The organism is Pseudomonas azerbaijanorientalis (assembly GCF_019139795.1).
GTDB lineage: Bacteria > Pseudomonadota > Gammaproteobacteria > Pseudomonadales > Pseudomonadaceae > Aquipseudomonas > Aquipseudomonas laurylsulfatiphila.
Map to the genome: position 1 here is coordinate 5,527,982 of NZ_CP077078.1, position 21,095 is coordinate 5,549,076.

Below are 21,095 nucleotides of genomic sequence, written 5' to 3' on the forward strand. Positions count from 1 at the left end.
GGGCCTATGGATGACTCAGATTATTTACGCCTGCTGACCATCGCGGCCGAGCAAGCCAACGCGTTTCTGTCCAATGCCCGCAAATGGGAGCGGGAGCGTTGGGTGTGCCAGCGCCTGTTGCAAGGTTTGAACATTCCCTATCGCGCCGATGAATTCGCCCCCGCCGGGGAGCCGCCGGACGTGTTGTTTCGCGATGCCAGTTTCGAGGTGTTCTTCGTGCTCGACGAAGGCAGGCGCCTCAACGATGAATGGCGCGACGAACTGCAGCGCAGACGCAGCGCGTTTTCCCTGAGTCAACTGGTACGCCGCGAGGCCAAGCCTCGACGCATCCCCGCCAACGAGTTCTTGTTGCGATTGGCGCCGACCTTGCGCAAAAAAGCCCACAACTACAAAGAGCGCGGCATGGATCTGGGTGAACTGGACATCATTGCCTTCGCCAGCCTCAAACGCGAAGTGCTGGACCTCAACAGCCATTTCCCGCCGCCGACCGAGTACCTGCGCCAGGGCTGGCGTTCGCTGTCCCTGGTCGGGCCGACATTTGCCCGCGTGCTGTTCGCCCACCCGGATGCACCGGACTTCTTGCGCAGCAACCTGGGGCGCAGCATTGTCTTTGACGTCGGGATCAGCCTGTGAGCCCGCTGCAGGTGCTGATCGCCGAGGTACCACAACAAGGCCGTGTACGCTGGATCGGCGTGCGCCCGCAATCACGTTCGGCAATGCTTGAACTCGATGCCGTGGAAGCGCGCCTGGAGGCCGGCCTGACCGGCGACCACGCCCGCCCCGGCGTGCGCAATGCGCGGCAGGTCACGCTGATTCAGTGGGAGCACCTGACGGTGATCAGTTCGCTGATGGGGCGTGCACAGGATCATCCGGTCCGGCCTGAAGATCTGCGGCGCAATCTCGTTATCAGTGGCATCAACCTGTTCAGCCTCAAGGGCCGCCGCTTCCGGATTGGCCAGGCAACGTTCGAAACCACTGGCTGGTGCCAACCCTGCGCGCGCCTTGAAAGCAACCTGGGCATCGGCACCTTTCAGGCCGTGCGCGGACATGGCGGAATCACTGCCCGGGTGTTACAAAGTGGAATCATTCGCCTGGACGATATCGTCAGCGTCGAACCCGTTCCAGACAGCGGCTATGCTGCGTTCAACCCTGGGTAAAAACACTGTAGCTTCTACACATTCAGCAACGTCTACCTTTGACGAGGCCCGATATGACCAGCCGCCTGAACCCCGACGACCAAAAGCATGTCGAAGAGTACCTGCAGTTGTCCCAGCACCAAGTCGAGCGCCGGCCTTTCCGGCCGTGGATGCTCCTTGTACTGGTATTGGCAGTGACCATTGGTCTTGGCCTGTTGAGCCGACTTATCAGTTACCTGACGCTATGAGCTGCCTTGCGCTCGCTTGGGTAACCGTACCGATTTCTTTTAGCCTTGCGAGTTATCCCCATGTCCCATCGTATTGTCATTGTCGGCGGCGGCGCCGGCGGTCTGGAGTTGGCTACCCGTCTGGGTAAGACTCTGGGCAAGCGCGGTACGGCCAGCGTGATGCTGGTCGACGCGAACCTGACCCACATCTGGAAACCCTTGTTGCACGAAGTGGCAGCCGGGTCCCTGAACTCTTCCGAAGACGAACTCAACTATGTAGCCCAGGCCAAATGGAACCACTTCGAGTTCCAGCTCGGGCGCATGAGCGGGCTTGATCGCGCGAACAAAAAAATCCAGCTGGCCGCCACCTACGACGAGGCCGGTCTGGAACTGGTGCCGGCCCGCGAAGTGCCTTACGACTCGCTGGTAATCTCCGTCGGCAGCACCACCAACGATTTCGGCACCCAGGGCGCGGCGCAACACTGCCTGTTCCTCGACACCCGCAAGCAGGCCGAGCGTTTCCACCAGCAACTGCTCAATCACTATTTGCGCGCACACGCCGGCCAGACCGACGCAGTCGAACAAATCAGCGTGGCCATCGTCGGCGCCGGTGCCACCGGGGTCGAGCTGGCCGCCGAGCTGCACAACGCCGCCCACGAACTGGCGGCCTATGGCCTGGACCGGATCAAACCGGAAAACATGCACATCACCCTGATCGAAGCCGGTCCACGGGTGCTGCCGGCGCTGCCGGAGCGGATTGGCGGGCCTGTGCATAAAACCCTGGAGAAACTCGGGGTCAACGTCATGACCAATGCCGCGGTCAGCGAAGTGACGGCCGACAGCCTGATCACCGCCGACGGCAACGAAATCAAGGCCAGCCTGAAAGTCTGGGCCGCGGGGATTCGCGCGCCGGGTTTCCTCAAGGACATCGATGGCCTGGAAACCAACCGCATCAATCAGCTGCAGGTGCTGCCGACCCTGCAAACCACCCGCGACGAGAACATCTTCGCCTTCGGCGACTGCGCCGCCTGCCCGCAACCAGGCAGCGACCGCAATGTGCCACCACGCGCCCAGGCCGCTCACCAACAGGCTTCGTTGCTGGCCAAATCGCTGAAGCTGCGCATCGAAGGCAAGCCCCTGCCGGAGTACAAGTACACCGACTACGGCTCGCTGATCTCACTGTCGCGTTTTTCGGCTGTGGGTAACCTGATGGGCAACCTCACCGGCAGCGTGATGCTCGAAGGCTGGCTGGCGCGGATGTTCTACGTGTCGCTGTACCGCATGCACCAGATGGCGCTGTACGGGCCGTTCCGCACGGCGATGCTGATGTTGGGCAGCAAGATCGGTCGCGGCACTGAGCCACGGCTGAAGCTGCACTAAAACACCCCCTGTGGGAGCGGGCTTGCTCGCGAAGAGGCCGTGTCATTCAACTCTTATGTCGACTGACACACTGCCTTCGCGAGCAAGCCCGCTCCCACATTGGTTTTGCGGTGTTACGGGTTTCTCGCAGACAAAAAAAATCCCCGTATCTTTCGATACGAGGATTTTTAATATGGTCGGGGTAAGGGGATTCGAACTCCTGACATCCTGCTCCCAAAGCAGGCGCGCTACCGGACTGCGCTATACCCCGGTAAAAAAAAGGCACCTTTGAAAGGCGCCTTCTGCGAACAGAGCTTTTGGCGTCTGATCTTAAGATTCGATTCCAGCGCTAACTGGTTTCAAAAATGGTGGGTCGTGTGGGATTCGAACCTACGACCAATTGGTTAAAAGCCAACTGCTCTACCAACTGAGCTAACGACCCAAATATGGTCGGGGTAAGGGGATTCGAACTCCTGACATCCTGCTCCCAAAGCAGGCGCGCTACCGGACTGCGCTATACCCCGGTTTGAAATTGGCTCCGTGACCAGGACTCGAACCTGGGACCCAATGATTAACAGTCATTTGCTCTACCGACTGAGCTATCACGGAACTACATATTTCAATTTACAACTTTGAAGCTTTACTGCGTTCTCTTCGACCCGTTCGCATCGCTGCGTTCGTGTGTCTGAGGCGCGCTATTCTACAATCTTCAGCACCTCTGTCAACCCCCTAAATTGCTTTCAAGTTAATGATTTGCAACTTATTTTGGATTCCTGCTTGGGGAGCGGAAACCCTGGCGGGTGACTGACTGCGGGGCGCACTTTACAAGCCTTTTCCTTTGAGTTCAACAGCCTAACGAAAAAAAGGCCTCGTTATGCGAACAATGCTGTTCTTGTAGGAGCGAGCTTGCTCCGGGCGGCGTTCCGACGATGGACTCAATGACACCGCGTTCATCCAGGAAGTACGCGTTATCGTTAACGACCATCGCGAGCAAGCTCGCTCCCACAGAGGATCAGACGAAGACGATTTCGTCGTTTTCCACCACACCGTGAGCGGTATCGCCCGGCATGAACCGTCCGGACAGAATCAGCTGCGCCAGCGGGTTCTCGATCCAGCGCTGGATAGCGCGCTTGAGCGGCCGTGCGCCGTACACCGGGTCGTAACCGACCGCGATCAGCTTGTCCATGGCCTCGGGACTGAGCTCAAGCTTCAGCTCGCGCTCGGTCAGGCGGCTACGCAGACGACCCAACTGGATCTCGGTAATGCCGGCGATCTGATCCCGCGCCAACGGCTCGAAGATCACCACTTCGTCGACCCGGTTGATGAACTCCGGCCGGAAGTGGGTGGAAATCGCATCCATCACCGCCGCGCGCTGCGCTTCACGATCACCGACCAGTTCCTGGATCTGTACCGACCCCAGGTTGGAGGTCATGACAATAACGGTGTTCTTGAAATCCACCGTGCGGCCATGGCTGTCGGTCAAACGGCCGTCTTCGAGCACCTGCAGCAAGATGTTGAACACATCCGGGTGCGCCTTCTCGACTTCGTCCATGAGGATCACCGAATACGGCTTGCGACGTACGGCCTCGGTCAGGTAACCGCCCTCTTCATACCCCACGTAGCCCGGTGGCGCACCGATCAGGCGAGCCACGGAATGTTTCTCCATGAACTCGGACATGTCGATCCGCACCATCGCCTCTTCGGTATCAAAGAGGAATTCGGCCAGCGCCTTGCACAGCTCGGTTTTACCGACACCGGTCGGGCCGAGGAACATGAACGAGCCGCTCGGGCGATTCGGGTCGGACAACCCGGCACGCGAACGCCGCACCGCGTTGGAAACGGCCACCACCGCTTCATCCTGGCCGATCACGCGCTGGTGCAACAGGCTTTCCATCTTCATCAGCTTGTCGCGCTCGCCTTCGAGCATTTTCGACACAGGAATACCGGTCCACTTCGACACGACTTCGGCGATCTCTTCTTCAGTCACCTTGCTGCGCAGCAACTGGTTTTCGGCTTTGCCATGCTGATCGACCATTTGCAGGCTGCGCTCCAGATCCGGGATCACCCCGTACTGCAACTCGGCCATGCGGTTCAGGTCGCCTTTGCGGCGGGCTGCCTCCAGCTCCTGACGGGACTGTTCGATTTTCTGCTGGATCTGCGCAGAACCCTGGACTTCGGCTTTCTCCGAGTTCCAGATTTCTTCGAGATCGGAGTACTCACGCTCGTGACGAGCGATTTCCTCCTGCAGTTTTTCCAGACGCTTCTTCGCCGCGTCGTCGCTTTCTTTCTTCAGCGCCTGGGATTCCACCTTCAGCTGAATCAGGCGACGCTCCAGACGGTCCAGCACTTCAGGCTTGGAGTCGATCTCCATGCGGATGCGGCTGGCGGCTTCGTCGATCAGGTCGATGGCCTTGTCCGGCAACTGCCGGTCAGTGATGTAGCGATGACTGAGCTTGGCCGCCGCAATGATCGCGCCGTCAGTGATGGCCACCTTGTGGTGAACCTCATAACGCTCTTTGAGGCCACGCAGGATGGCGATGGTGTCTTCTTCGCTCGGCTCGTCCACCAGCACTTTCTGGAAACGTCGCTCGAGAGCGGCGTCCTTCTCTATGTATTGGCGGTATTCGTTCAGCGTGGTGGCGCCCACGCAGTGCAACTCACCGCGGGCCAGGGCCGGCTTGAGCATGTTGCCCGCATCCATCGAGCCTTCGCCTTTACCGGCACCGACCATGGTGTGCAGTTCGTCGATGAACAGGATGATCTGCCCTTCCTGCTTCGACAGTTCATTGAGCAGGGATTTCAGGCGCTCTTCGAACTCACCGCGATACTTGGCACCGGCAATCAGCGCCCCCATGTCCAGGGACAACAGACGCTTGCCCTTGAGGCCATCCGGCACTTCGCCATTGATGATGCGTTGGGCCAAGCCTTCGGCGATGGCGGTTTTACCCACACCAGGCTCACCAATCAGCACCGGGTTGTTCTTGGTACGACGTTGCAGCACCTGGATTGTCCGGCGAATTTCATCGTCACGGCCGATCACCGGATCGAGCTTGCCGTCTTCGGCGCGCTTGGTCAGGTCGACGGTGTACTTGTCCAGGGCCTGGCGTGCTTCCTCGTGGTTCGGGTCGTTCACGGCCTCGCCACCACGCAGGTTGTTGATCGCGTTTTCCAGGGCTTTCTTGCTCACGCCCTGACCGAGCAACAGCTTGCCGAGCTTGCTGTTCTCGTCCATGGCGGCAAGCAGCACAAGCTCGCTGGAGATGAACTGGTCGCCTTTCTGCTGCGCCAGACGATCGGCCTGGTTGAGTAGGCGCGCCAGATCCTGCGACATATTCACATCGCCGGTAGGGTTCTGGATTTTCGGTAGCTGGTCGAGCTCTTTGGTCAGCTCTTTACGCAAGCTGTTGACGTCGAAGCCCACCTGCATCAACAGCGGCTTGATCGAGCCGCCCTGCTGCTCGAGCAAGGCTTGCATCAAGTGCGCCGGTTCAATGGCCGGATGATCGTGGCCGACAGCCAAGGATTGGGCATCGGACAACGCTAACTGCAATTTGCTGGTTAAACGGTCTATACGCATGGGTCACCTTCCTTTTGAGCAGGCCGGACCTATAAAACATCCTGAATGAAGAAACCTGCCAGATATCACAATAGATGCGGTCGATTCTGGGAGTTTCAAGCGTCGTGACGTTGATGCAGATCAGACAAGTCTAGCGTTCGAGCCAAACCAAGGAGGCAAACCGACCAGTGCGAGGCGCACGGCGGTAAGAAAAGAAACGCGGATCGGTTACGGTGCAGAACCCGCCACCATAAACGGCGGTGACACCGCGAGCGGCCAGACGCAAGCGCGCCAGCCTATAGATGTCGGCCATGAACTTGCCGGGGTTTTGGCTCGGCACAAAAGCCTCAGCCGCTTGCGGCAATTGCTGCACAAAGGTCTCGCGCACTTCCGGGCCGACTTCAAAGGCTTGCGGGCCGATGGCCGGGCCGAGCCAGACCAATACGTCTTCGGGCGCAACGTCCAGCGTATCGAGCGTCGCTTCCAGCACGCCTGCCGCCAACCCGCGCCAACCGGCATGGGCTGCCGCGACACGCGTCCCGGCACGGTCGCAAAACAGCGCAGGCAGGCAGTCCGCAGTCATCGCTGCGCAGGCGACACCCGGCGTTGATGTCCAGCTGGCATCAGCTGTATCCACCCGCCCCGGATCGGCATGAGCCACGACAATGCCGTGGACCTGCTGCAGCCAGGCCGGCTGAATGGAGAAATGATCGGTAAGACGACGGCGATTCTCGGCAACCGCTTCGGGGCTGTCGTCGACGTGATCGCCGAGGTTGAGGCTGTCGAACGGCGCCACACTGACGCCGCCCGCACGGGTGGTCACACAGGCTTTGACCCCGGCCGGCGCGGGCCAGTCAGGAATCAGCCAGTCACTCATCCGATGAACGCCTCGCGGTCTTGCTTGAGCAGGGTCAACAGCCAGACGAAGTCTTCCGGCAATGGCGATTCCCAGCTCATGCGCTTACCGGTGGTCGGATGATCCAGTTCCAGGAAACGCGCATGCAGCGCCTGACGCGGGAAATTTTTCAGCGACTCGACCATGGTCGGGTTGGCGGCCGGCGGAATACGGAAACGACCGCCGTAGGCGGGATCTCCGACCAACGGGTAGTTGATGTGCGCCATGTGCACGCGAATCTGGTGCGTACGACCGGTTTCCAGCTTCACCCGCACGTGAGTGTGGGAGCGGAAGCGCTCGAGCACGCGGTAATGGCTGACGGCTTGCTTGCCACCTTCCATCACGGCCATGCGCTGGCGTTGCTGGCCGTGACGACCGATCGGCGCGTTGATCTTGCCGCCGGCTGTCACCACACCGATCACGATGCACTCGTAGATCCGGCTGACGCTGCGACTCTGCAACTGTGTCACCAGCTGCGTCTGCGCCTGAATGGTCTTGGCCACCACCATCAGACCGGTGGTGTCCTTGTCCAGACGATGCACGATACCGGCGCGGGGCACATTGATGATGTCCGGCACGTGGTGCAGCAAGGCGTTGAGCAAGGTGCCGTCGGCATGACCGGCAGCCGGGTGCACCACCAGGCCCGCAGGCTTGTTGATCACCAGGATGTCGTCGTCTTCGTAGACGATGTCCAGGGCTATGTCTTGAGCGACCCATTCGCCCTGAGCTTCCTGCTCGGCAGTCAACTCAAGGATGGCGCCACCATGGACGATGTCTCGCGGGCGGATAACCGCCCCATCCACAGTCAGGCGGCCGTCTTTGATCCAGGCGGAAAGGCGCGAGCGCGAGTGCTCAGCGAATAATTGTGCGGCGACTTGATCGAGGCGTTGGCCGCCCAATTCGGACGGCACCTCTGCGCGAAGTTCAATTTTATCGGACATGCTCAGACTAGGCGTCGGCACAGCCTTTGGTTTCGGCTGCGCGCTTGTGGTTAAATACGGCGTCTTTTGCCCCGAGGCTATTCAACGGGGCGCTCATCATAACAGGACGGCCACGCCCAAGACAGCGGCCGTCATAGGGACGCAAGCCGCCATGCAAGTGAAACACCTGCTGCTGATCGCCATCCTCGCATTGACCGCTGCTTGCTCATCGAAGGAAGTCGTAGACGAAAACCTCAGTGAAGTCGAGCTGTACCAACAGGCTCAAAATGACCTGGACAACAGTAGCTACACCAGCGCCATCGCCAAGCTGAAGGCTCTGGAGTCGCGTTATCCGTTCGGTCGCTATGCCGACCAGGCGCAACTCGAGCTCATCTACGCCAACTACAAGAACACCGAGCCGGAAGCGGCCAAGTCCGCGGCTGAGCGCTTCATTCGTCTGCACCCACAGCATCCGAACGTCGATTATGCCTACTACCTCAAGGGTCTGACTTCTTTCGACCAGGACGTCGGCCTGCTGGCGCGTTTCCTGCCGCTGGACATGACCAAGCGTGACCCGGGCGCCGCCCGCGACTCCTATAACGAGTTCGCCCAGCTGACCAGCCGCTTCCCGAACAGCCGTTACGCACCGGATGCCAAGCAGCGCATGATCTATCTGCGCAACCTGCTGGCGGCCTACGAAATTCACGTTGCCGACTACTACCTGACCCGTCAGGCCTATGTCGCGGCGGCAAACCGCGGTCGTTACGTGGTGGAAAACTTCCAGGAAACCCCTTCGGTCGGCGACGGCCTGGCGGTGATGACCGAGGCCTATCAGCGCCTGCACCTGGACGAACTGGCTGCCACCAGCCTGGAAACCCTGAAGCTCAACTACCCGAACCACCCGACGCTGGTAGACGGCCAGTTCGTGCCGACCGTGGCCGAAGCCGACAACCGTTCGTGGCTGAGCAAGGCGACCCTGGGCCTGATCGAATCCCGTCCGCCGCTGCCACCGGGCGAAACCCGCGCCAATCAGGATGTACAGAAGCAGTTCCAGGACGCCAAGGACGCGATTCCATCCGAACTCAAGCCTAAAGACGACAATGGCGACGTGATCGAAGAAGAAAATCACGAAGCGGAAGGCAACAACAGCGACCGCTCGTGGTTCAGCTACATGACCCTGGGCGTGTTCGACTGACACCTCGCGCTATGCCAAAGGGAGACTTGCAGGAGCGAGCTTGCTCGCGATGGACGTCAACGTTAACGCGCTTTGTCTGAATAAACGCGTCGTCCTTGAGACCATCGCGAGCAAGCTCGCTCCTACATAAGCTATTAGGCTGTGCGCTGGTCATGTCCTTGGCTAAACTAGCCAATCACTCGTCGAAAAGCAGCTCACCATGCTTCGTATATTGTTCTGGATTGCCCTGATTGCCGCTGCCGTATGGTTCTGGCGCAAGTTCAAGGGTCAGGCTTCCACCCCCAGCTCCCCTGCCGAACGGGAAGCGGCGCCCATGGTCCGCTGCGCCCATTGCGGTGTTCACCTGCCCCGTGACCGCGCGCTGAGCCTCGACCAGCGGTGGTATTGCAGCCAGGCTCATCTCGAGCAGGACAAGGACTCCAGCGACCGCTGACACTCTCCCGAATTGGCGGCCGATCGAGGACTATCGCAGGCACCCAAGGAACTGAAAGGCATCGAGTGACGTCTGACACAGATTATTCAAGACCTCTCTCTGCGAATGAACCGGGTAATCGAAAACGTCCTGTACCTGCAGCGCCGCGCGCAAATGTCGCCGCCATGGCTTGACCTGAAATCGCTGGAAATACTCCATCACGAAGCCCCCGCCCCGTCTATCAAGGGCCCGGGGCTTTATCTGTCCGGCTACCCGGGCGAAAGCATTCTGTCCCACCTAGACTTCAAGGCACGCCAGGAAAGCGGCTGCTGTTGCATGACCTTTGCTCACGGACGGAACCCAGTTTGAACACGAGACCACGACAAAAAGTCTTGATCGTCGATGACGAACCAGACATACGCGAACTCCTGGAAATCACCCTGGGAAGGATGAAACTGGAGACGTTCAACGCCCGCAATGTCGGCGAAGCGCAATCGCTACTGAAAAGCGAAACATTCGACCTCTGCCTGACCGACATGCAATTGCCGGATGGCACCGGCCTGGAATTGGTGCAGCACATCCAGCAACGTCACCCTCAGGTCCAGGTGGCGATGATCACCGCCTATGCCAGTCTCGAAACCGCAATCAATGTGCTCAAGGCCGGAGCATTCGACTTCCTGACGAAACCGGTGGACCTTACGCGCCTGCGCGAACTGGTCACCAGCGCGCTGCTGCTTCCTGCCAGCGGGGTCGACATCGATCGCCGTTTGCTGGGCGACTCATTGCCCATGCGCAACCTGCGCAAACACATCACCAAACTGGCCCACAGTCACGCGACGGTATACATCAGCGGAGAGTCCGGCAGTGGCAAGGAATTGGTCGCGCGCCTGATCCATGATCAAAGCCCCCGCGCCAAGCAGCCGTTCATTGCGATCAACTGCGCGGCGATTCCCTCGGAACTGCTGGAGAGCGAGTTTTTCGGCCATCGCAAAGGCAGCTTCAGCGGCGCCATCGAAGATAAACCCGGTCTGTTCCAGACAGCTCATGGCGGCACCCTGCTCCTCGACGAAGTGGCCGACCTGCCGCTGGCAATGCAGGTCAAACTGCTACGCGCCATTCAGGAGAAAGCCGTACGCAGCGTCGGCGGGCAGCAGGAAGTGGCGGTGGATGTGCGCATTCTCTGCGCTACACACAAGGACCTTGGCGCCGAAGTCGCCGCTGGGCGATTTCGGCATGACCTTTACTACCGTTTGAATGTGATTGAACTGCGGGTGCCGCCCTTGCGCGAGCGTCGCGATGACATCGAGGTGCTGGCCAGCCACATACTCAAGCGCCTGGCCGCCGATACGGGTCAATCGGCAGCCAGACTCCACCCCCTAGCCCTCGATGCGCTGAAAAGCTATCGCTTCCCGGGCAATGTGCGGGAACTGGAAAATATGCTCGAGCGGGCTCACACCTTGTGCGAGGACAATCAGATCGAAGCCAATGACCTGCGCCTGGCTGAAGGCAATTGCGCAGCTGAAAGTGGAATGCCGGACCTGTCCCGGATAGACAATCTGGACACCTATCTGGAAAACGTCGAGCGCCAACTGCTGCTCCAGGCCCTGGAGGAAACCCGCTGGAACCGCACGGCGGCGGCTCAGCGGTTGAATCTGTCATTCAGGTCGATGCGTTACAGGCTCAAGAAATTGGGACTGGATTGAGACTTTAAACAGATCACAGTCTTCCAGCAGGCGCATAAGGCGTCGGATCGATAATCGGCGTACGGCCCAGCATCACATCGGCAAACAACTGACATGACGCCGGCGCCAACACCAGTCCGTTACGGTAATGCCCACAGTTGAGCCAGAGCCCGTCAAACCCCGGCACCGGGCCGATATAGGGAATGCCCTCGGGTGATCCCGGGCGCAATCCGGCCCAGTGCCCCACCACTTCGGCATCGGCCAGTGCCGGGATCAATTCCACCGCCGACGCCTTCAGGCTTTCCAGTGCCGACCCGGTCGGTGTCTTGTCAAAACCTTCATGCTCCAGCGTACTGCCGATCAGTATGTGTCCGTCGCGCCGGGGAATCGCATAACGGCCCTTGGCCAGGACCATGCTTGGCAGGAAGTCCGCCGCGCACTTGTAGAGAATCATCTGCCCTTTCACCGGCTCGACCGGCAGCGTCAGATCAAGACGCTTGAGCAACTCACCGCTCCAGGCCCCCGCCGTCAGGACGACTTGATCGCCGAGAACAGCACCTGTGGCGGTCTGCACGCCGACCACTTTGTTGCCATCACGAATAAACCCGCTGACTTCGCACTGTTCATGGATCGTCACGTTCGGCAGCGCCAGCAACGCGGCCTTTAGCGACTTCACCAGACGCGGGTTACGCACGTTGGCGACGTCGGCCATGTAGATCGCCCGGGAAAACCCGTTGCCCAGCACTGGCACCGCGTCGTGTGCCACCGAGATATCCACGGCACTCAACGGACGATGTTCCCGGGCGGCCCATGCCAGCGCTTGGGCCTCGTCATCCAGATCCAGCCAATACAGACCGGTGGTATGCACTTCAGGATCAACACCGGTGGCGGCGAACAAGCGCTCGCCCAGTTGTGGATAAAAGTCCTGGGACCAGTGAGCCAACGCGGTAACCGCCGGACTGTAGCGCCACGGGTAAAGCGGCGAAACGATGCCACCACCGGCCCAGGACGACTCCTGACCGACGTTCGAGCGATCCAGCAGCACAACGCTTTGCACTTCGGAGGCGAGATTGAAGGCCGTCAGCAAGCCAATCACCCCACCGCCGACAATCACCACTTGCTGTTGCCTGGTCATGTTCTGATCCAATCGTTAAATAGACAGAGGGTGCAAAAGGCACCCGAAAAAGAAACTCAGCGCCCCCAGCAATCTTTGCTGGTCAGGCCGGACTTCGCATTGACCATACCCAGTACACCGGTGTTGGTGATGGTCAGATCACCGCATTTGTCAGTGGCCATGCTTGAGCCGGCCTTGCGTACCGCCGTCAGCAGAAAGGTCTGGTCGGTCAGGGTTGGAGTGATGCTGTAGTAGTCATTGCCGGCGCTGAGGCCCGTCGCATCGGTGTAGACATTTTTCTGCGAGTAGAAGCGCTCCAGGAGCTGCGCCTGCTCCGAAAGCAGACCAGCCACTTCCGCGCGACGGCCCTTGTTCAGGTACTCGGTGAAACTCGGGGCGGCAATGGTCATGACAATCCCGATGATCGCAATCACGATCATGATTTCGATCAGGGTAAAACCGCGGTTGGAACTACGCATGCCTCAACTCTCACTTACTGTATTTGTCGCCACATGATGCGACGGCTGCCGCCGGATTTTTCCATCCCCGGGGTATCGTCGCCAGTGGAATCGTTTGCGACCCCGCCATTGTCGCCGGTATCCTGAGTCGAATGCTCTCCGACGAAGATCACGCCTTCAGACAGGGTGTCGAGGTTGTCGACCACTCCATCGGCGTTGCTGTCGAGCATCTTAACGCTGATCGCTTCGGGCAGCTTCAGGCAGACGGCTTTCAAGCCCTGATTGCCATGATAGAAACCGTACCAGTTGCCATTCGCCAGACAGGTTGGCCGGTTCAGCGCTGGCGAATCCGCTGGCGAATCCGCTGGCGCAGCTGCGTGCGCCGACATCGACAGGTCAAGCGCGACTACAACGCCGAGCAGGAGTGACCATAACCTGACAGGTCGCTCAGTACTTCGCATAGATACTCTCCACCACACTGCGCGAATGACCCGCGATGCCGACTGCCGTTACCCGATACAAGGTCGCCGGGGTATTGATTGGCACATTCAACGCCTTCTTGCTGACACCGATGTTTTGCACGCCGTAAAAACCCTTGCCCGATGCAATCCAGGTCACTCCGGAAGTGGCGTTGAAGCCGGCTGCGGTAATGGTCGAGGACTCGGACGGTGGTGCACATTGAACGATGCCGCTGCAAACAGGTAGCGCATAACTGTCCCGTTGCACTCCACTCTCGCCCACCCGCAATGCTGCCTCGGCGCTCTGAAACGACTGGTTGTGCAAGGCGACGCTACCGGCCATTTTTTCCTGCAGGGTCGCACTCTGCATCGAGGAAAGACCAATCAGCGTCAGCAAGAGCAAGAACACCAGACTGACCAGCAGCGCCATGCCGCGCTGGGTGTAATACGTCATGGGATAACGATTCAATGGCATTCCCTCATGGCAAGCGGTTGCGCAGAGCGGCAACCACGTTGAAGGTTTGATCACTCACTCGGTGGCGCGGATCGGTGAGGGTCAGCCTCAGGCGAACGCTACGAATCAGCGCGGGGTCCGGCGGGTTGCTGCTGTAGCGCGATGCTGCCAGATCAGTGGCCGTACTGGCCAAGCCGAAGCTCACGTCGAAAGCGCTGACGTTATCCACCAATACCTGAGGTGCTGCAGCCCCGCCCTTCATGAGCAGTTGGTTGTTGCTGAAGTTGTAAGTCAGACGCCGGATCGGAAATGCCTGCTGCCCTGCCGCTGGCGTCCGGCCTTCACTGTAGGCTGTCGAATGGGTTCTACAATCGGAAAGCACGGTCCAGTCCGGTTTGTCGCCATTACCGCCGACATCCGCCATAACCAGCGTCAAACTGCGACTGCCATTGTCCCAACGGATCGGCGTTGTGCGACTGGCATGGAAATCACCTTTCTCACTTGAATCAGTGATCGTTTCCAGACAACCGAACATCCCGACCATGCGGATTTCCTTAATCATTTTGCTCAACACGAAACGTGCATCCTCCTGCATGTTCGCGGCCGCATTCTGACTGAGATAGGTGTTCTTGGCCGCGATGAAAACCTGCACCACGCCCAGCACCACGATCAGGCTCAATGCCAGGGCGATCAGCAACTCGACCAGGCCAAAGCCTCTGCTACGCCGGCTCACGGAATCACCACCAGATCAATGGCCGTCCGGCTGCTCAGGACAAAGCTGCGCCGCGAGTCGGCAGCATTGGCAGCCCGTGAGTCGTCCCAGGTAATCGTGATGGTGTACACCTGCTGATTGACAGTGACACTGCCGGTCGCGGATGCACCGAGCGAGCTGACAATGTTGGCATTGAAGTCAAAGAGGTCCTGATCCCGGGCAACGTCTGGATTGCCCGAAGCCGGAGGCGCAATGGTGTAGTCCGCAGCGGCATTGGCGCGAATGCGGTCCAGCATGTCGTAGGCGATAAAACTGGCCTGACTGGTCATGCGCGCACTGTCCGTGTACTTCAGCGCATTGAGCTGAAACGCCGCTGCGCCCAGCAACCCCACTCCCAGAATGACTAACGCCACCAGGACTTCGACCAGCGTCATGCCCCCCTGCGAGCCTTGCATCCCTGCCCTCATCCGCAATGTCCACCCAATAGAATTCGTCCGTTCAAACACACTGTCAGCGTCCTGCTTTGTGCTCCCCGCCCATAGCTGATCACCACCTCCGAGGACGGCGATGACAATCCGCCCAGACTGTTGAAATCGATGGCAGTGACGCCAGAGGTTAGCGCCAGAGTTGCGCCGTTGCTCATCGCCGGAACAACCCGCAATACATTGGCCAAAGCGCCAGTACCGTCGTAAATCGCCAGCTCCCCACTCCAGACATCCCCGCCGGCTGTCGGCCGCACACGCGTGGTATTGCCCCGATCGATGGCTTCGAGCCGGGCAACATTCAACGCTCGTTTCAGGTCCGCGATTTCGGTATCAGCCCTGGTTGTCTGCGTCGAGCGGGTAAACGCCGGGACGGCCATAGTCAGCAGGATCAGAAGAATCGCTAGCGCGACCAGCAACTCGATCAGCGTGAAACCTTTTGTACGATGCTCCATCGGGCCCTTCTGTTTCCTTCGGCTATACCTGCTGTTGCGCAGCACAACGTTCGAACGATGCTGTGCGTTGCCATTTCTCGCGCACGGATTGCGCGAGCCACAGCACGCCACGGAGGGAAATATCATGCGACAACACGGCTTCAGCCTGATCGAACTGCTCATGGGACTGGCAATTACAGGAATTGTTCTGCTTCTGGTCACTCCGGCGTTCGCAACGCTGATCGAGTCGAACCAAAGACAGCAAGCGGCGCAGGCTCTTTTCAGTGGTATTCGCACCGCCCGGAGCGAAGCCATCGTCCGCAACCAGGCCGTGGTGATTCACGGCATCAATGGCGACTGGAGCCAAGGCTGGCGGATGATCCTGGATATCAGCGGCAAGGGGCAGATGGACAGCGACAATCCACTGTTGGCCGAACGCCAGAGCGGCGCACGCGTGTCGATTGCAGGGAACGGTTCGGTCGAAAGCTCAATACGATTCAAAGGTCAGGGCGAAGCACTGATTGGAGGAACGTTATACATTTGCGCCGCTCGCGAGCAGGTAAGCCGACATCAAGTGGTGTTGGCACGGACCGGTCGCGTCAGCCTGCGCAACGACAAGGTTGAGCAGGCGTTATGCGGGAAAAGGACTGAATTCAGAGCAACGAGCGAACGCGCAGTTCTTTAGGCATCGAGAACGTGATGTTCTCCTCGCGACCCGCCAGCTCATCGGCACCGGTGGCACCCCAGGCCTGCAACTGCTGGATCACGCCGCGCACCAGGACTTCCGGGGCGGATGCGCCAGCGGTGATGCCGATACGCTCGACGCCGTCGAACCAGCTCTTTTGCAGGTCTTCGGCACCGTCGATCAGGTAGGCCGGAGTGGACATGCGCTCTGCCAGCTCGCGCAAGCGATTGGAGTTGGAACTGTTCGGGCTGCCGACCACCAGCACCACATCACACTCGTCGGCCAGTTGCTTGACCGCGTCCTGACGGTTCTGCGTGGCGTAGCAAATGTCGTCCTTGCGCGGTCCACCGATGGCAGGGAAACGCGAACGCAGAGCGTCGATAACACGACTGGTATCGTCCATCGACAAGGTGGTCTGGGTCACGAAGGCGAGCCTTTCAGGGTTGTTCACCTGCAACGCCGCGACATCTTTCTCGTCTTCGACCAGGTAGATCGCGCCACCGTTGCTGGCATCGTACTGGCCCATGGTGCCTTCGACTTCCGGGTGACCTGCGTGGCCGATGAGAATGCACTCTCGGCCGTCACGGCTGTAGCGCGCCACTTCGATGTGGACTTTGGTCACCAGCGGGCACGTGGCATCGAACACTTTCAGCCCGCGGCCAGCCGCTTCGCTGCGCACGGCCTGGGAAACGCCGTGCGCACTGAAGATCACAATGACGTCGTCCGGCACCTGATCCAATTCTTCGACAAAGATCGCGCCACGGGAGCGCAGGTCTTCGACGACAAATTTGTTGTGGACCACTTCGTGGCGCACATAGATCGGCGGCCCGAAGACTTCCAGGGCGCGGTTGACGATTTCGATCGCCCGGTCCACACCGGCGCAGAAGCCACGGGGGTTGGCGAGTTTGATTTGCATGCTGTGCCTCGTGTCTTGCGCGCGAAAACAATGAAAAACAAACTGTGGGAGTGAGCTTGTTGTGGCGAGGGGGCTTGCCCCCGTTCGATTGCGCAGCAATCGTAAAACAGTCACCGCTGACTCATTCAGAATCGCGGTGGCCGGTTTCAGGGGCGCTTCGCACCCCAACGGGGGCAAGCCCCCTCGCCACACAAGCCCGCTCCCACACTCTTACAACGCTTTGACGGAAATGATTTCCACGTCAAAGGTCAGCGTCTTGCCCGCCAGCGGGTGGTTGAAGTCGATGGTCACTTGCGCGTCGTCGAACTCTTTCACCACGCCCGGCAGTTCAGTATTGGCCGCATCGTTGAAGATCACCAGCAAACCCGGAGACAGTTCCATGTCTGCAAACTGCGAGCGCGGAATGATCTGCACGTTTTGCGGGTTCGGCTGGCCGAAGGCGTTTTCCGGCTCAATGCTCAGTGTACGCTTGTCACCGGCCTTGAAACCGAACAGGGCTGCTTCGAAACCTGGCAACAGGTTGCCGTCACCGACCTTGAAGGTCGCAGGGGCTTTGTCGAAGGTGCTGTCCACCGTGTCGCCATTCTCCAGGCGCAATGCGAAATGCAAGGTGACTTCCGTGTTCTGGCCGATGCGTTGCTCAGCCAATACCTGTTCAGTCATGAACGGTTTCTCCGGTCTTTTTACTTTTGAACATATCCAGTGCCAGCATGACAGCACCCACCGTGATTGCACTGTCGGCAAAGTTGAACGCCGGGAAATACCAGCGGTTCTGCCAGTGCACCAGAATGAAATCGATCACATGGCCCAGGGCAACGCGGTCATACAGATTGCCCAGCGCGCCGCCGAGCACCAGCGCCAGCGCGACCGCCAGCCAGGTCTCGTTGCGCCCCAGACGCTTGAGCCACACCACCAGCACCGCACTGACCACCACCGCGATCAAGGCGAACAGCCAGCGCTGCCAGCCGGAGCTGTCAGCCAGGAAGCTGAACGCCGCGCCAGTGTTGTAGGCCAGGGTCCAGCTGAAGTAATCGGGGATGATCACGATCTGCTGGTACATCTGGAGCTTGCCTTCGAAGTAGAACTTGCTGGCCTGGTCGATGACCAGTACCAGCAAACTCAACCAGAGCCAGCTCAGCCGTCCGAAACGGCCAACGGCATTAGGCATAGTGACGGACCTCGCCAGCGCCGCTGATGTTATCCACGCAACGACCGCAGATTTCCGGATGCTCCGGATTCACGCCGACGTCTTCGCGGCAGTGCCAGCAACGGGCACATTTGGCGTGGGCCGACTTGACGATTTTCAGCTTCAGGCCGCTGACTTCGGTAACGACCGCGTCTTCTGGGGCCTTCACAAACGGTGCAACGCTGGCAGTCGAGGTGATCAGCACGAAACGCAGTTCGTTGCTCAGCTTGGCCAGGTCGACAGTCAGCGCGTCTTCGGCGAACAGCGTCACCTCGGCTTGCAGGTTGCCACCGACAGCCTTGGCTGCACGCTGGATTTCCATCTCTTTGTTGACCGCGACCTTCACTTCCATGATGCGGTCCCAGTAGGCACGACCCAGCTCGAAGCCTTCCGGCAGTTCGCTCAGGCCTTCGTACCAGGTGTTGAGCATGACGGACTCGTTACGCTCGCCCGGCAGGTACTGCCACAGTTCGTCGGCGGTGAACGCCAGGATCGGCGCGATCCAGCGCACCAGCGCTTCAGAGATGTGGAACAGCGCGGTCTGGCACGAACGGCGGGCCTTGCTGTCGGCACCGGTGGTGTACTGGCGATCCTTGATGATGTCGAGATAGAAGCCACCGAGCTCCTGCACGCAGAAGTTGTGGATCTTCGAGTACACGTTCCAGAAGCGGTATTCGCCGTAGTGCTCTTGCAGCTCGCGTTGCAGCAGCAGAGTGCGATCCACGGCCCAACGGTCCAGCGCCAGCATTTCTTCGGCTGGCAGCAGGTCGGTGGCCGGGTTGAAACCGGTCAGGTTCGACAGCAGGAAGCGCGCGGTGTTACGGATACGCCGGTAGGCGTCCGCACTGCGTTGCAGGATCTGCTCGGAAACCGCCATTTCACCCGAGTAATCGGTCGAGGCAACCCACAGACGCATGATGTCGGCGCCCAGGGTGTCGTTGACTTTCTGCGGCGCGATCACGTTGCCCAGGGACTTGGACATCTTGCGGCCGGACTCGTCGACGGTGAAACCGTGGGTCAGCAGTTCACGGTACGGCGCGTGGTTGTCGATAGCACAACCGGTCAGCAGCGACGAGTGGAACCAGCCGCGGTGTTGGTCCGAGCCTTCCAGGTACAGGTCGGCGCGCGGGCCGGTTTCGTGGCCCATCGGGTGCGAACCACGCAGGACGTGCCAGTGCGTGGTGCCCGAATCGAACCAGACGTCCAGGGTGTCGCTGATCTTGTCGTACTGCGGCGCTTCGGCGCCCAGCAGCTCGGCGGCGTCCAGCTTGAACCAGGCTTCGATACCTTCGACTTCGACACGCTTGGCAACTTCTTCCATCAGCTCGACGGTGCGTGGGTGCAGTTCGCCGCTTTCCTTGTTCAGGAAGAACGGGATCGGCACGCCCCAGTTGCGCTGACGGGAGATGCACCAGTCCGGACGGTTGGCGATCATCGAGTGCAGGCGCGCCTGGCCCCAGGCCGGGACGAACTGGGTGTCTTCAATGGCCTTGAGCGAGCGCTGGCGCAGGGTGTCGCCGGTGGTCGGCTGCTTGTCCATGCCGATGAACCACTGCGCGGTAGCGCGGTAGATCAGCGGAGTCTTGTGGCGCCAGCAGTGCATGTAGCTGTGTTCGATGACGGTGGTGTGCAGCAGCGCACCGACTTCGGTCAATTTGTCGACGATGGCCGGGTTGGCCTTCCAGATGAACTGGCCGCCGAAGAACTCCAGCGAAGGCACGTACACGCCGTTGCTTTGTACCGGGTTGAGAATATCGTCGTTGACCATTCCGTACTTCTTGCAGGTCACGAAGTCGTCCACGCCATAGGCCGGTGCGGAGTGAACCACGCCAGTGCCTGCGCCCAGCTCGACGTAGTCAGCCAGGTATACCGGCGACAGGCGGTCGTAGAACGGGTGACGGAAGTTGATCAGTTCCAGCGCCGAACCAGCGGCGGTAGCGATCACCGAACCTTCCAGCGAGTAGCGCGCCAGGCACGACTCGACCAGCTCTTCAGCCAGCACCAGCAGCTTGTCGCCGACATCGACCAGGGCGTAGTTGAATTCCGGGTGGACGTTCAACGCCTGGTTGGCCGGGATGGTCCACGGGGTGGTGGTCCAGATCACGATCGAGGCCGGCTTGCCCAGGGCAGGCAGACCGAAGGCGGCGGCCAGCTTGGCTTCGTCGACAATCGGGAAGGCCACGTCGATGGTCGAGGACTTTTTGTTCTCGTACTCGACTTCCGCTTCAGCCAGGGCCGAACCGCAGTCGAAGCACCAGTTCACGGGTTTCAAGCCCTTGAACACGAAACCGCCCTTGACGATTTCAGCCAGGGCACGGATTTCCCCGGCCTCGTTCTTGAAGTCCATGGTCTTGTACGGGTTGGCGAAGTCGCCCAGCACGCCCAGACGGATGAACTCGGATTTCTGCCCTTCGATCTGCTCGGTGGCATAGGCGCGGCACAGTTCGCGGGTCTTGTCCGCGCCCAGGTTCTTGCCGTGGGTCACCTCGACCTTGTGCTCGATCGGCAGACCGTGGCAGTCCCAGCCCGGGACATAAGGCGCGTCGAAGCCCGACAGGGTCTTCGAGCGGATGATCATGTCCTTGAGGATCTTGTTCAGCGCATGACCGATGTGAATCGTGCCGTTGGCGTACGGAGGGCCGTCGTGCAATACGAACTTCGGACGATCCTTGCCAATCTCGCGCAACTTTCCGTACAGGCCAATACTGTCCCAGCGCTGCAGGATCTGCGGTTCGCGCTGTGGCAGGCCGGCCTTCATTGGGAAGGCGGTGTCCGGAAGGTTTAGCGTGGCTTTATAGTCGGTCATTTAAGGCT

At 59.8% G+C, this 21,095-nt stretch carries 22 protein-coding genes and 4 tRNA genes; 8 read left to right on the forward strand and 18 right to left on the reverse strand.

What is annotated here, in order from left to right; genetic code table 11:
* Positions 1-6: 6 nt before the first annotated feature.
* The 4 genes from KSS91_RS24745 to KSS91_RS24760 are packed head-to-tail and all read left to right on the forward strand — an operon-like array spanning position 7 to position 2,743.
* Entirely contained in the window at positions 7-633 is a 627-nt protein-coding gene (locus tag KSS91_RS24745; RefSeq protein ID WP_007970534.1) for a DUF1780 domain-containing protein, read from the forward strand.
* A complete protein-coding gene (locus KSS91_RS24750) occupies positions 630-1,157 on the forward strand; it encodes an MOSC domain-containing protein (RefSeq protein WP_217836392.1) in 528 nt (175 codons plus the stop codon). Before KSS91_RS24745 ends, KSS91_RS24750 begins: the two co-directional genes overlap by 4 nt.
* Before the next feature lie 53 nt (positions 1,158-1,210).
* Positions 1,211-1,384, forward strand: a complete 174-nt coding sequence (locus tag KSS91_RS24755) for a DUF3094 domain-containing protein (RefSeq protein WP_007970531.1) — start codon at positions 1,211-1,213, stop codon at positions 1,382-1,384.
* A gap of 60 nt (positions 1,385-1,444) precedes the next feature.
* Positions 1,445-2,743 (forward strand): NAD(P)/FAD-dependent oxidoreductase, encoded by a 1,299-nt coding sequence (locus KSS91_RS24760; protein WP_007970529.1) that lies wholly within the window; start codon positions 1,445-1,447, stop codon positions 2,741-2,743.
* Between the two features lie 173 nt (positions 2,744-2,916).
* Here KSS91_RS24760 and KSS91_RS24765 read toward each other — a convergent pair.
* From KSS91_RS24765 to rluD, 7 genes are all read right to left on the reverse strand, one after another.
* Positions 2,917-2,993: transfer RNA gene (locus KSS91_RS24765), tRNA-Pro, on the reverse strand.
* A gap of 95 nt (positions 2,994-3,088) precedes the next feature.
* Positions 3,089-3,164, reverse strand: a tRNA-Lys gene (locus KSS91_RS24770).
* Between the two features lie 5 nt (positions 3,165-3,169).
* Positions 3,170-3,246 (reverse strand) — tRNA-Pro (locus tag KSS91_RS24775).
* A gap of 9 nt (positions 3,247-3,255) precedes the next feature.
* Positions 3,256-3,331, reverse strand: a tRNA-Asn gene (locus tag KSS91_RS24780).
* 403 nt (positions 3,332-3,734) lie between these two features.
* Entirely contained in the window at positions 3,735-6,299 is a 2,565-nt protein-coding gene (clpB, locus tag KSS91_RS24785) for an ATP-dependent chaperone ClpB (RefSeq protein WP_217836393.1), read from the reverse strand.
* Positions 6,300-6,429: 130 nt separating this feature from the next.
* Positions 6,430-7,155, reverse strand: a complete 726-nt coding sequence (gene pgeF, locus KSS91_RS24790) for a peptidoglycan editing factor PgeF (protein WP_126047606.1) — start codon at positions 7,153-7,155, stop codon at positions 6,430-6,432.
* Positions 7,152-8,114: a 23S rRNA pseudouridine(1911/1915/1917) synthase RluD gene (gene rluD / locus KSS91_RS24795; protein ID WP_007990414.1), complete on the reverse strand. Its 963-nt coding sequence runs from the start codon at positions 8,112-8,114 to the stop codon at positions 7,152-7,154. The genes pgeF and rluD overlap by 4 nt, the downstream gene beginning before the upstream one ends.
* A 151-nt stretch (positions 8,115-8,265) precedes the next feature.
* Between rluD and KSS91_RS24800 the strand changes: the two genes are divergently transcribed.
* The 3 genes from KSS91_RS24800 to KSS91_RS24810 all read left to right on the forward strand — a co-directional run bounded on the left by KSS91_RS24800 (position 8,266) and on the right by KSS91_RS24810 (position 11,403).
* Positions 8,266-9,288, forward strand: a complete 1,023-nt coding sequence (locus KSS91_RS24800) for an outer membrane protein assembly factor BamD (RefSeq protein WP_015096879.1) — start codon at positions 8,266-8,268, stop codon at positions 9,286-9,288.
* A 199-nt stretch (positions 9,289-9,487) separates the two neighbouring features.
* Complete coding sequence (locus KSS91_RS24805) at positions 9,488-9,721, forward strand: PP0621 family protein (RefSeq protein ID WP_126047608.1); 234 nt, start codon at positions 9,488-9,490, stop codon at positions 9,719-9,721.
* 344 nt (positions 9,722-10,065) lie between these two features.
* Entirely contained in the window at positions 10,066-11,403 is a 1,338-nt protein-coding gene (locus tag KSS91_RS24810) for a sigma-54-dependent transcriptional regulator (RefSeq protein WP_217836394.1), read from the forward strand.
* A 13-nt stretch (positions 11,404-11,416) separates the two neighbouring features.
* On the opposite strand, the gene thiO is transcribed toward KSS91_RS24810, so the two are convergent.
* Genes thiO through KSS91_RS24845 form a run of 7 tightly spaced genes read right to left on the reverse strand, consistent with a single transcriptional unit; the run spans position 11,417 to position 15,515 of the window.
* Positions 11,417-12,517 carry a glycine oxidase ThiO gene (gene thiO, locus KSS91_RS24815; protein ID WP_217836395.1) on the reverse strand — a complete coding sequence of 367 codons (1,101 nt, stop codon included), beginning with the start codon at positions 12,515-12,517 and terminating at the stop codon, positions 11,417-11,419.
* A 56-nt stretch (positions 12,518-12,573) separates the two neighbouring features.
* Positions 12,574-12,975: a type IV pilin protein gene (locus KSS91_RS24820; RefSeq protein ID WP_217836396.1), complete on the reverse strand. Its 402-nt coding sequence runs from the start codon at positions 12,973-12,975 to the stop codon at positions 12,574-12,576.
* A gap of 14 nt (positions 12,976-12,989) precedes the next feature.
* Positions 12,990-13,343: a hypothetical protein gene (locus KSS91_RS24825; RefSeq protein WP_225923714.1), complete on the reverse strand. Its 354-nt coding sequence runs from the start codon at positions 13,341-13,343 to the stop codon at positions 12,990-12,992.
* A gap of 58 nt (positions 13,344-13,401) precedes the next feature.
* Positions 13,402-13,881, reverse strand: a complete 480-nt coding sequence (locus KSS91_RS24830; RefSeq protein ID WP_217836398.1) for a pilus assembly PilX family protein — start codon at positions 13,879-13,881, stop codon at positions 13,402-13,404.
* Between the two features lie 10 nt (positions 13,882-13,891).
* Complete coding sequence (locus KSS91_RS24835; protein ID WP_217836399.1) at positions 13,892-14,599, reverse strand: PilW family protein; 708 nt, start codon at positions 14,597-14,599, stop codon at positions 13,892-13,894.
* A complete protein-coding gene (gene pilV / locus KSS91_RS24840) occupies positions 14,596-15,045 on the reverse strand; it encodes a type IV pilus modification protein PilV (RefSeq protein WP_217836400.1) in 450 nt (149 codons plus the stop codon). Before pilV ends, KSS91_RS24835 begins: the two co-directional genes overlap by 4 nt.
* Positions 15,042-15,515, reverse strand: a complete 474-nt coding sequence (locus KSS91_RS24845) for a GspH/FimT family pseudopilin (protein WP_217836401.1) — start codon at positions 15,513-15,515, stop codon at positions 15,042-15,044. Before KSS91_RS24845 ends, pilV begins: the two co-directional genes overlap by 4 nt.
* 124 nt (positions 15,516-15,639) lie before the next feature.
* Between KSS91_RS24845 and KSS91_RS24850 the strand changes: the two genes are divergently transcribed.
* A complete protein-coding gene (locus KSS91_RS24850) occupies positions 15,640-16,179 on the forward strand; it encodes a GspH/FimT family pseudopilin (RefSeq protein WP_217836402.1) in 540 nt (179 codons plus the stop codon).
* Here the strand turns inward: KSS91_RS24850 and ispH are convergent.
* From ispH to ileS, 4 genes are all read right to left on the reverse strand, one after another.
* Positions 16,148-17,095, reverse strand: a complete 948-nt coding sequence (ispH, locus tag KSS91_RS24855) for a 4-hydroxy-3-methylbut-2-enyl diphosphate reductase (protein ID WP_217836403.1) — start codon at positions 17,093-17,095, stop codon at positions 16,148-16,150. The genes KSS91_RS24850 and ispH overlap by 32 nt on opposite strands.
* Positions 17,096-17,305: 210 nt before the next feature.
* Entirely contained in the window at positions 17,306-17,743 is a 438-nt protein-coding gene (gene fkpB, locus KSS91_RS24860; protein ID WP_172435717.1) for an FKBP-type peptidyl-prolyl cis-trans isomerase, read from the reverse strand.
* A 7-nt stretch (positions 17,744-17,750) separates the two neighbouring features.
* On the reverse strand, positions 17,751-18,263 hold the full coding sequence (lspA, locus tag KSS91_RS24865) for a signal peptidase II (protein WP_015096890.1): 513 nt from the start codon (positions 18,261-18,263) through the stop codon (positions 17,751-17,753).
* Complete coding sequence (gene ileS / locus KSS91_RS24870) at positions 18,256-21,087, reverse strand: isoleucine--tRNA ligase (protein WP_217836404.1); 2,832 nt, start codon at positions 21,085-21,087, stop codon at positions 18,256-18,258. Before ileS ends, lspA begins: the two co-directional genes overlap by 8 nt.
* Positions 21,088-21,095: the final 8 nt, after the last annotated feature.

Coding starts and splice junctions, on each gene's coding strand:
- KSS91_RS24745 (WP_007970534.1), top strand. CDS start 7: ATGGATGACTCAGATTATTTACGCCTGCTGACCATCGCGGCCGAGCAA.
- KSS91_RS24755 (WP_007970531.1), top strand. CDS start 1,211: ATGACCAGCCGCCTGAACCCCGACGACCAAAAGCATGTCGAAGAGTAC.
- KSS91_RS24760 (WP_007970529.1), top strand. CDS start 1,445: ATGTCCCATCGTATTGTCATTGTCGGCGGCGGCGCCGGCGGTCTGGAG.
- clpB (WP_217836393.1), bottom strand. CDS start 6,299: ATGCGTATAGACCGTTTAACCAGCAAATTGCAGTTAGCGTTGTCCGAT.
- pgeF (WP_126047606.1), bottom strand. CDS start 7,155: ATGAGTGACTGGCTGATTCCTGACTGGCCCGCGCCGGCCGGGGTCAAA.
- rluD (WP_007990414.1), bottom strand. CDS start 8,114: ATGTCCGATAAAATTGAACTTCGCGCAGAGGTGCCGTCCGAATTGGGC.
- KSS91_RS24800 (WP_015096879.1), top strand. CDS start 8,266: ATGCAAGTGAAACACCTGCTGCTGATCGCCATCCTCGCATTGACCGCT.
- KSS91_RS24805 (WP_126047608.1), top strand. CDS start 9,488: ATGCTTCGTATATTGTTCTGGATTGCCCTGATTGCCGCTGCCGTATGG.
- thiO (WP_217836395.1), bottom strand. CDS start 12,517: ATGACCAGGCAACAGCAAGTGGTGATTGTCGGCGGTGGGGTGATTGGC.
- KSS91_RS24820 (WP_217836396.1), bottom strand. CDS start 12,975: ATGCGTAGTTCCAACCGCGGTTTTACCCTGATCGAAATCATGATCGTG.
- KSS91_RS24825 (WP_225923714.1), bottom strand. CDS start 13,343: ATGTCGGCGCACGCAGCTGCGCCAGCGGATTCGCCAGCGGATTCGCCA.
- pilV (WP_217836400.1), bottom strand. CDS start 15,045: ATGAGGGCAGGGATGCAAGGCTCGCAGGGGGGCATGACGCTGGTCGAA.
- KSS91_RS24845 (WP_217836401.1), bottom strand. CDS start 15,515: ATGGAGCATCGTACAAAAGGTTTCACGCTGATCGAGTTGCTGGTCGCG.
- KSS91_RS24850 (WP_217836402.1), top strand. CDS start 15,640: ATGCGACAACACGGCTTCAGCCTGATCGAACTGCTCATGGGACTGGCA.
- ispH (WP_217836403.1), bottom strand. CDS start 17,095: ATGCAAATCAAACTCGCCAACCCCCGTGGCTTCTGCGCCGGTGTGGAC.
- lspA (WP_015096890.1), bottom strand. CDS start 18,263: ATGCCTAATGCCGTTGGCCGTTTCGGACGGCTGAGCTGGCTCTGGTTG.
- ileS (WP_217836404.1), bottom strand. CDS start 21,087: ATGACCGACTATAAAGCCACGCTAAACCTTCCGGACACCGCCTTCCCA.